The organism is Pseudomonas sp. TE3786, assembly GCF_054057335.1.
Genome location: NZ_JBSRZF010000034.1, coordinates 21650 through 30285, shown reverse-complemented (window position 1 = coordinate 30285; position 8636 = coordinate 21650). Strand labels below are relative to the sequence as shown.

The 8636-nt window shown below is 61.2% G+C and carries 9 protein-coding genes; 6 read left to right on the top strand and 3 right to left on the bottom strand.

Going from position 1 to position 8636, the window contains the following annotated elements; all coding sequences use genetic code 11:
* Nucleotides 1–229 precede the first annotated feature (229 nt).
* Complete coding sequence (locus ACVW0Y_RS23505) at nt 230–1366, top strand: sterol desaturase family protein (RefSeq protein ID WP_457441764.1); 1137 nt, start codon at nt 230–232, stop codon at nt 1364–1366.
* 43 nt (nt 1367–1409) lie between these two features.
* Here ACVW0Y_RS23505 and ACVW0Y_RS23500 read toward each other — a convergent pair whose 3' ends face one another.
* Nucleotides 1410–1589, bottom strand: coding sequence for a hypothetical protein (locus ACVW0Y_RS23500; RefSeq protein ID WP_457441762.1), 180 nt, complete (start codon nt 1587–1589; stop codon nt 1410–1412).
* Nucleotides 1590–1637: 48 nt separating this feature from the next.
* Between ACVW0Y_RS23500 and ACVW0Y_RS23495 the strand changes: the two genes are divergently transcribed.
* The 5 genes from ACVW0Y_RS23495 to ACVW0Y_RS23475 all read left to right on the top strand — a co-directional run bounded on the left by ACVW0Y_RS23495 (nt 1638) and on the right by ACVW0Y_RS23475 (nt 6473).
* Nucleotides 1638–1928 (top strand): hypothetical protein, encoded by a 291-nt coding sequence (locus ACVW0Y_RS23495; RefSeq protein WP_457441760.1) that lies wholly within the window; start codon nt 1638–1640, stop codon nt 1926–1928.
* Entirely contained in the window at nt 1921–2682 is a 762-nt protein-coding gene (locus ACVW0Y_RS23490; protein WP_457441758.1) for an SGNH/GDSL hydrolase family protein, read from the top strand. The genes ACVW0Y_RS23495 and ACVW0Y_RS23490 overlap by 8 nt, the downstream gene beginning before the upstream one ends.
* 8 nt (nt 2683–2690) lie before the next feature.
* The gene (locus ACVW0Y_RS23485; protein WP_457441756.1) at nt 2691–3572 is read left to right on the top strand and encodes an alpha/beta fold hydrolase; all 882 of its coding nucleotides are present in this window, start codon (nt 2691–2693) and stop codon (nt 3570–3572) included.
* 316 nt (nt 3573–3888) lie between these two features.
* On the top strand, nt 3889–5235 hold the full coding sequence (locus ACVW0Y_RS23480; protein WP_457441754.1) for an LLM class flavin-dependent oxidoreductase: 1347 nt from the start codon (nt 3889–3891) through the stop codon (nt 5233–5235).
* A 146-nt stretch (nt 5236–5381) separates the two neighbouring features.
* Complete coding sequence (locus tag ACVW0Y_RS23475; protein WP_457441752.1) at nt 5382–6473, top strand: sigma-54 interaction domain-containing protein; 1092 nt, start codon at nt 5382–5384, stop codon at nt 6471–6473.
* Here ACVW0Y_RS23475 and ACVW0Y_RS23470 read toward each other — a convergent pair.
* Together ACVW0Y_RS23470 and ACVW0Y_RS23465 are read right to left on the bottom strand one after the other, a co-directional pair.
* Entirely contained in the window at nt 6470–7600 is a 1131-nt protein-coding gene (locus ACVW0Y_RS23470) for an LLM class flavin-dependent oxidoreductase (RefSeq protein ID WP_457441750.1), read from the bottom strand. The two genes, ACVW0Y_RS23475 and ACVW0Y_RS23470, sit on opposite strands and share 4 nt — an antisense overlap.
* Complete coding sequence (locus tag ACVW0Y_RS23465) at nt 7590–8618, bottom strand: LLM class flavin-dependent oxidoreductase (RefSeq protein WP_457441748.1); 1029 nt, start codon at nt 8616–8618, stop codon at nt 7590–7592. The genes ACVW0Y_RS23470 and ACVW0Y_RS23465 overlap by 11 nt, the downstream gene beginning before the upstream one ends.
* Nucleotides 8619–8636 lie beyond the last annotated feature (18 nt).

The window sequence follows — 8636 nt, the reverse complement described above, 5'->3', positions numbered from 1 at the left end:
CCCTGAAATACAAAACGCCCGATGCGGTGCATCGGGCGCTCTGAGGTGCGGGGCATGACCTGAAAGGGTGTAAACCTATTTCAGGACTGGACAGCCAATTTTGTAGCATGCGCTCAGTACGGACGTACTCGGCTCGCCGCACCCAACCAAAGCGTTGCTCACACACGGATGTGATCAATCAGATTGCCCTGACATCTGATACTCGAACCGCGCACAAGGAGACCCGCGCATGCAACGAATAAAAGCCTATTTCAACCGCCACGGCTCTGATGCTTTCCGCATTGGCGAGGGCCGCATCAGTGGCTATATCTCGGCGGCCACCGGCCTTCTCAGCTTGCTCGCGGTGTTGTGTTTTCTGTTTCCGGAGTGGCTGACCTTTGCCGAGTTTCGCAAGGTGTACAGCGAGCAATTCGCCCGCACGGCACTGCTGATCGGCCTGGCCGTGTCCTTTGCCTTGGGCACTCTGAATATCCTGCTGAACAACCGTAAACGTCTGGGCATCACCGGCATGCTCAGCTCGGGTGCGGCGCTGTTTCTCGGTGGCAGCAATATCCAGTTCGACACCATCGGCCACTCGCCGTATTCGCTGGGCCTGGACTGGTTCATTCTGGCGCTGCTGGTGTCGGCAGTGGTGTTTATTCCGCTGGAAAAACTCTATGCCAAAGACCCCGAGCTGAAGATCCTGCGCCCCCATTGGCGCACCGACCTGTGCTACTTCTTTGTCAGCCATATGGCGGTGCAATTTATCCTGATTTTCGTCACCGCTTCATCGAGCTTTCTTGCTGGCTGGGCCGTGTCCGAAACCGTGCAGGAAGGCGTGCGCAGCCTGCCTATTCCAGTTCAGTTTGTGCTGGCGGTGTTTGTCGCCGACCTGGGTCAGTACTGGCTGCACCGCCTCTACCACGTGGTGCCGTGGATGTGGAAATTCCATGCCGTGCATCACTCCAGCACCTCGATGGATTGGCTGGCCGGCTCGCGGGTGCATTTCGCCGAGGTGCTGCTGACCCGTACCGGCGTGCTGGTACCGCTGATGCTGCTGGGCTTTTCCACCGAGGCGATGAATGCCTATGTGATCCTGATCGGTGTGCAGGCGGTGTTGGCCCACGCCAACGTCAAAATTGACGGTGGCTGGCTGAACTACATTCTGGTGTTGCCGCGCTATCACCACTGGCACCACGCCCGGCATATCGATTACATCTACAAGAACTACGCGATCCACACCCCGTTGGTGGACATGCTGTTTGGCACCTTCAAACTGCCGCCAAACGAATGGCCGAAGCGCTACGGGGTGTTCGGCAAAGAGCTGCCAGGCGGCATGCTCAAGCAGCTGATCTACCCGTTGAAGCGCAAAGATCCCGCTCAGTAAGCCAACAGAATCGGCCGCGGAGGAGGGCGCGCGTTGCGCTCTCTCAGGCCAAGCCCAACTCACCACCGGCGGCATTGCTAAAGCTGGTGGCGTCTTGGACGTCGTTTTTCAGGTAATGGATAAAGCTCGCTAGGTGCAGATAGTCCAGGGTGTCCATGGGCTGTTGCTCGCTGCTCGGCGGTTGTTTTTTGCTGTTGTGTTCAGACTCGTGTTGACAGTTCATCACTTGCTCCAAATACTGTATGCATAACCAGCTTACAGGGATTCGGATATGTCATTCAACCTCAGCCAGCTTCCTGCCGCCGAACGCGTTGCCATTCAGCAACATCGCCAATACTGTTTCGAAAGCTACCAACGCCAGCTTGAAGTGGATGCTCAGCTGTCCGTTGATGCAGCCTGGGAATGCAGCCGTTTGCTCGATGCGCGTGGCGAAAAGAAAGCCGCCTGGCGCGACTGGGTATGCGAGCAACTGGCAGCTATGGACGACCCGATGTTGGTGGCGAAAATCAAACGACGGCTTAACGGTTACTTGAAGGGAGCAGGGCAGAGCACCCATGGTTGAAACCCTGATCAAAATCGCTTTGGCACCGCTCCTGCTGCTGCAGGGGCTGTATGTTCGCCGGGTTACGCCGAAGCTGCCGGAGCCGGTTGGCGAGCGCTCTGGCGTGATTGGCAGTGGTCCGCATATGCGCTTGTTGGTGCTCGGCGATTCGGCAGCAGCAGGTGTGGGCGTTGCCAGTCAGGCCGAGGCGTTAAGCGGGCAGTTGCTGGCCAATCTGGCCTTGGACTATCGCGTGTCCTGGCGGCTACTGGCGCAATCCGGGTTCGGCATTGCGCAGGTGCTGGCAATGATTGAACGCACGGCCACCGAGCCATTTGATGCGGTGCTGGTATCGGTGGGTGTAAACGATGTAACCGGGGGGCTATCCAGCCACGAATGGGGGATGTCCATCTCGCGGCTGCTGGATCAGCTGCTGTGGAAGTACGGCGTGCCTCAGGTGCTCCTGGCTCCGGTGCCGCCCATGCATGCATTCCCGGCATTGCCGCAGCCCCTGCGCTGGTACCTGGGCCGGCGCGCCAGGCAGTTCAATCAGGTGTTGGCGCAACTGGCCAGTTCACGTGTGGATTGTCAGCTGCAAGCAGGGGACTTTCCTCTGCAAGGCGACTCGCTGGCAGCGGACGGCTTTCATCCAGGTGCAGCCACCTATACGATCTGGGCAAACGATACGGCGGCGACATTGCGCCGCTGTTTTGCCGATCCGATTTCCTTGGGTGGGCGTTTGGTCGAAACGCCATATTCACCCACGTTGAGCTAAGGAACCCCATGCGCAGCGGAATCGCCCAGTGCCGAGATGTCGAGCTGGTTTATGAGGATTGGGGCGAGCTTTCCGCGCCACCGTTGCTGCTGATCATGGGGCTCGGCGCGCAGATGGTGCTGTGGCCGGATGACTTTTGTCAGCACCTGGTCGAGCGCGGCTTTCGGGTGATTCGTTTCGATAACCGCGACTCAGGTCTGTCGAGTCGGATCAACAAACCTTTCAATACACCCATGTGGAAGCTGCTGGCGCGAGCGCAGCTCGGCTTGCGCTCGCCAGCGCCGTACAGCCTGGTGAATATGGCCGATGATGTGGCGCAGCTGATGACTGCACTGGACATCACCTCAGCCCATATTGTTGGTGCCTCCATGGGCGGCATGATCGCCCAGGTGTTCGCCGCCAATTATCCCGAGCGGGTTCGTGCGTTGACCATTCTGTTTTCGTCGACCAACCAGCCGTTATTGCCACCGCCAGCCTTCGGCGTGTTTCGCAAGCTGATCTCCACGCCACCGCCGGGGGCAAGCGCAGATACCATCGTGCTGCGCCAGCGGGCGCTGTTCCGCGCCATCGGTAGCGCTGCGCACCCGATGCCAGAGCAGGAACTGGAGCAGTTGATCCGCCTGCAAATCGCCCGCGGTGCAGACTTCAAAGCCACCGCCAGACAATTCGCCGCCATCCTTGCGAGTGGCGATTTAAGGGGCTATTGCCAACGGATCAAAGCGCCGACGGTGGTGATCCATGGTCTTGCCGACAAACTGGTGCGGCCGGCCGGCGGCAAAGCAATTGCCCGGGCGATAGCGGGAGCCAAGTTGCAGTTGATTGCCGACATGGCCCATGACTTACCGCGCGCGCTGTGGCCGCAGATCATTGCCGGTATCGGCGAGCGCTAGTCACTCGAGCGGGTCGATATGGGGCCTCAAGCGCAGTCCTTAGCCGCTTGTTCAAACGCTGACGTCAGCACACCGCGCTCGTAGACCAACACCTGGCTGCCTGCCGACGCTTTGTAAGCGATGCTTGCAGACATTCTGGTCAGCTGCTCTTGCAGCCAGTGAAGTCGCGCCGGCCATTCAAAAAAATCCGGTGCCGTAGAGCCGGGGCCATTTCTTTATGTTTTTTCGGCAGCACACCAGAAGTTTTGATTTCTTTTAAAGCTGAACCTGAGTTGTAAGACTGAGCGCCTGTGGCCCACTGCCAACGGAGGTCAGCATGCCTGCACGTCAGCTCAAGCTCGGCGCATTTATGCGTCCAGTGAGTATTCACACCGGTGCCTGGCGTTTTCCCGGTGCCTACCGGGATGCCAATTTCAATTTTCAGCACCTCAAGCGGTTTGCACAGACGCTGGAGCGAGGCCGCTTTGATGCGTTTTTTATGGCCGACCATCTGGCCTTGTTGAATATGCCTTTGCAGGCACTCAAACGCAGCCATACGGCCACCTCGTTCGAGCCGTTTACCTTGCTCTCAGCGTTAAGCCAGGCCACGCAGCACATCGGCCTGGTGGCTACGGCCTCGACCAGTTTTGAAGAACCGTTTCATGTCGCCCGGCGCTTTGCCTCGCTGGATCACCTGAGCAATGGCCGCGCTGGCTGGAACATTGTCACCACGTCCAACCCCGAAGCGGCGCTCAACTTCGGCCTTGAGGAACAGATCGAGCACGACCGCCGTTACAGTCGCGCCCGTGAGTTCTACGACGTGGTCACCGGCCTGTGGGACAGTTGGGCCGACGATGCCTTTGTGCGCGATGCCGATAGCGGCGTGTATTTCGACCCCGAACGTTTGCACCGGCTCGACCATCAGGGCGAGTTTTTCAACGTGCGCGGGCCGCTGCATATCGCTCGGCCACCGCAAGGCTGGCCGGTGATCGTGCAGGCGGGCGCGTCTGAGGCCGGCCGTCAACTGGCCGCCGAAACCGCCGAAATGGTGTTCGCCGCCCATGGCACCCTGGCCGATGGCCAAGCCTTTAACGCCGATATCAGCCGGCGTATGGCCGCGCTCGGCCGCCCGCGCGAACACCTGAAAATTCTGCCCGGCGTATTGGTGGTAGTCGGCGACACGGTTGCAGAGGCGCAGGCCACCCGCGCCCACCTGGACAGCCTCGTGCATTGCCAAAGCGCCATCGCCTCGCTGTCCATCGCCATTGGCCAGGACGCTGCAGCGTTCGATCCCGAAGGGCCGTTGCCGGCCATAACGCAAAGCAACGCCAGCCATACCAGCTTGCAGCGCGTGCAGCAGTTGGCCGAACGCGAACACCTCAACGTGCGGCAATTGGCGCAACGCCTGGGTGGTTATGCCGGGCTGGCGTTTGTCGGCACCGCCGAAAGCATCGCCGATGAGATGCAGGAATGGCTGGAAAGCGGCGGCAGCGATGGCTTCAACGTGATGTTCCCGTGGCTGCCGGGTGGCCTCGACGACTTTGTGGAAAAAGTGGTGCCCGAGCTGCAACGCCGAGGCATTTTTCGCCGCGAATATGAGGGCACAACGCTGCGGGAAAACCTCGGTTTGCCGCGCCCGGATAATCGCTTTTTTGCCCACCGAAACACGCTCTCGCCGACTTGAGCCAGAGCGCTTGGAGCGGGATCGAGGCTGCAGCGCCCACGATCACAATTCGGCATTAGGATATAAAAACATAGTATTTATGGTTATAAGGGCGCGCCGCCTATTCTGCGCGTTACTTCAGGATGAAACAGTAGTTCGAGCTGCGCATGAAGAGCCTCTTGGAAAAGGATTCAGCCGTGTTGACGCTCCCCGAAGGGGAGAGCCAGCCACTGTCCATTCGCGCCAAAGCCCTGGTGTTCAACGACCCGCGTTCGCGCGAGCTATTGGGCTATCTGGACCGCCTGGCACCGAGCGATGTACCGGTGCTGATCAATGGCGAAACCGGTACCGGCAAAGAGCTGGTGGCGCGCTACCTGCACCGTATGAGCGGCCGTGCGGGTCGCTTCGTCGCGGTGAACTGCGGGGCTATCAACGAGAACCTGGCCGAAAGCGAATTGTTCGGCCATGAAGCGGGGGCGTTTTCCGGGGCGACCGGGCGGCGAGTCGGCTGGTTTGAAGAGGCCGATGGCGGCACGCTGTTTCTGGATGAAATCGGTGATTTGCCCGCACCTCTGCAAGTGAAAATGCTCAGGGCGCTGCAAGAGCAAGAGATTGTGCGGGTCGGCTCGCGCAAGCCCATCAAGGTGGATATCCGTCTGCTGACGGCCACCAACGTCAACCTCGAACAGGCCGTGGATGCCGGCAATTTTCGCCTCGACCTGTTCTACCGCATCAACGTGGCGCAGGTGGATGTGTTGCCGCTGCGCAATCGGCCGCTGGATATCTTGCCGCTGGCTGAGCACTTTCGTGACCGCTACTGCCAGCGCCTGAAAATCGCCTCACCGATGTTTTCCGAAGCCACCGTGCATGCGCTGCTCGACTACGCCTGGCCTGGCAATATTCGTGAGCTGGAAAACGTGGTGCACCTGGCACTGCTGGTGGCCACCGGCAAGGTGATTCGCCCCGAAGACTTGAAGTTTGCCGGCGGCGGCTTGACCGCGAAAAGCGCCTTGGGCACCAGCAGTGTTATCCCGCGTCTGCCCCAGGAAGTGATCGGTGAGCAGCTCAAGCGTCTGTTCGAAGTGCCAGGCGAGTCGCTGTTCAAAGACCTGGAGCAGTTGCTGGTGCGCGAAGCGTACGCCTGGAGCAGCTACAACCAGGTGCGCAGCGCCGCGCTGCTGGGCATTACCCGCAACGCCATGCGCACCTTGCTGGTCAACCACGGCCTGATCAAACCCAGCGAGCACGCTCGCCCTTAGCCTCTGTGCTGCGCGGCTTGCCGCTGTGGGCAGCGCAGGCGCGGCAGCAGTTCAGCACCCAGGTGAATGGCTTCTTCCAGATGGGGGAAACCCGACAACGTAAAGCTGCTCACGCCCAGCGCGCGGTACTCCTCCAGGCGCGCTGCCACTTCCTCATAACTGCCCACCAACGCCGTACCAGCACCGCCGCGAACCAAGCCAACACCGGCCCATACATTGGGCGATACCTCCAGTTCCCGCGCACCCGGTTGCCGCCCGCGATGCAGGTCGCTTTGCCGTGACTGGCCGACCGACTCGTAAGCGTTCAGTTGCTGTTGCGCGCGGTCGATGGCGTCTTTGGGAATCTCCTTGATCAGGCGTTCGACCTGGCTCCAGGCCTGCTCGGCGGTGGGCGCTGCGAACACATGCAGGCGCAGGCCGAACCGCAGGTCGCGCCCGGCCTGCTGGGCCAGCGTACGCATGGTCAGAATGCGTTCGGCAATCATCGCCGGCGGCTCACCCCACATCAGGTACACATGCGCTTGCGTGGCGGCAACCTGCTCGGCCGCCGGCGAAGCACCACCGAAATACAGCTGCGGCAACGGCCCGGCGGGCGGCTCCTGTTGCAAGGCCCCGGTGCGGTAATAGCGGCCCTGGTAGTGCTGGCCATCGCCGGTCCACAAGGCTTGAAACAGCTGCAAGAATTCTTCGGTACGGGCGTAGCGCTGGTCATGTTCGAGGAAGTCACCCAGGGCGCGTTGTTCGTGGCGGCTCGACCCGCTGACCACATGCAGCGCCAGCCGATTGCCACAAATACGCTGCAAGGTGGCCGCCTTGTGCAAGGTGTAGGCCGGTAGCTCACTGCCGGGGCGCAGGGTGACGAGAAACTTCAGGCGCTGCACCTCCTGGGCCAATACGGTGGTGATCAGCCAGGGGTCTTCGAAACCGCTGGCGGTCGGCACCATGATGGCGTCGAATCCGCTGTGCTCGGCGGCCCGGACAATCTGGCGCAGGTAGTCAAGGGTGGGTGGGCGCTCGCCCTTGGGAAACAGCCCGGACTTGGGCAGGCCGCTACTGGTCAAGTGGTGGCCGTCGCCGTTGGTAGGCAAAAACCAGTTCAGTTCCAGCGCAGGTTGCTCATTGGCCATGGGCGTGTACCTGCGTTGTCACGCCACGGGCGTGCAGCCGTGGCAGCAATTCTTCACCCACGCGCAGAATCTCCCGTACCGCTGGCACCGCCTCGACGATTACTTGGCTGATGCCCAGGCGGTACAACTCTTCCAGGCGACCGGCCACTTGCTCGGTGCTGCCCACCAGCATCGGCGGCAGCTGCGCGGACGGGCGCCAGAGGTTGGGGTAAAACTCATAGCGCCGCGCCGCCGATTGGCTAAGATCCACCACCCCGGCATCGCCATAACCGTTGGGCAGCGCCAGGCAATGGCGCTGTTGCAGCAACCAGGCATCGGCGGCGGTCCAGGCTTGCGCGGCGTCATCACGCATTATCAAGCCAAGCACTGTGGCAAAACGCAGCGAGCGCTGCTGGGCGCTGGCCAGTGCTTGCAGGCGGGCGATGGTGGCGGCGAGTCGATGCGGGTGCTGGGCGTGGAGCAGGCATTGGTCGGCGTAGGTGGCTATCAACGCCGGGCTTTGCGATTCGTCGAGCAGCAGGGGCAACGGCACACCGCTTGGCAGTACGGCGTTTTCCAGTTGGAAGTAGTGCCCGGCCACATCCAGCGGCGCACCGCCGGGCTGCAACAGGTGGGTAAGAATGCGCAGGTATTCGCCAATGCGCTCGTTGCGTTGATCACGGTTGAGCAGGTCGCCGAACGCCTGGCGTACGGCGCTGTGTTCGCTATCGGGCAGGTGCAGTTGCAGGCGGTTCTGGCTGATCGACTGCAAGCTCTGGGCGGCGGCGGCGAGCGCAGCGGGCAGCATCACCTCACTGGGAAAACTGGTGGTGAGCGCCAACCGACGGGTGTGCGCGCACAACGCCGCAGCCAGGGTGAAACTTTCCGGCTGACCGGCCGCGCAGGAAATAAATAGCCCATTGAGGCCGGCATATTCCGCCGCCTGGGCAACCTGCACCCAGGCCGCAAAATCGGCCGGCTCGCCGCCCGCCAGCGGGCCGGGAGAGGAGCCTAAACGCCAACTGATGGAGAGGCTCATAGGATCTGATGCAGCGCT

Bases quoted from the DNA above. Each gene is read 5' to 3' on its own strand.
- ACVW0Y_RS23480 (WP_457441754.1), top strand. From the start codon at position 3,889: ATGCCTGCACGTCAGCTCAAGCTCGGCGCATTTATGCGTCCAGTGAGT.
- ACVW0Y_RS23505 (WP_457441764.1), top strand. From the start codon at position 230: ATGCAACGAATAAAAGCCTATTTCAACCGCCACGGCTCTGATGCTTTC.
- ACVW0Y_RS23490 (WP_457441758.1), top strand. From the start codon at position 1,921: ATGGTTGAAACCCTGATCAAAATCGCTTTGGCACCGCTCCTGCTGCTG.
- ACVW0Y_RS23465 (WP_457441748.1), bottom strand. From the start codon at position 8,618: ATGAGCCTCTCCATCAGTTGGCGTTTAGGCTCCTCTCCCGGCCCGCTG.
- ACVW0Y_RS23470 (WP_457441750.1), bottom strand. From the start codon at position 7,600: ATGGCCAATGAGCAACCTGCGCTGGAACTGAACTGGTTTTTGCCTACC.
- ACVW0Y_RS23485 (WP_457441756.1), top strand. From the start codon at position 2,691: ATGCGCAGCGGAATCGCCCAGTGCCGAGATGTCGAGCTGGTTTATGAG.
- ACVW0Y_RS23475 (WP_457441752.1), top strand. From the start codon at position 5,382: ATGAAGAGCCTCTTGGAAAAGGATTCAGCCGTGTTGACGCTCCCCGAA.
- ACVW0Y_RS23495 (WP_457441760.1), top strand. From the start codon at position 1,638: ATGTCATTCAACCTCAGCCAGCTTCCTGCCGCCGAACGCGTTGCCATT.
- ACVW0Y_RS23500 (WP_457441762.1), bottom strand. From the start codon at position 1,589: ATGAACTGTCAACACGAGTCTGAACACAACAGCAAAAAACAACCGCCG.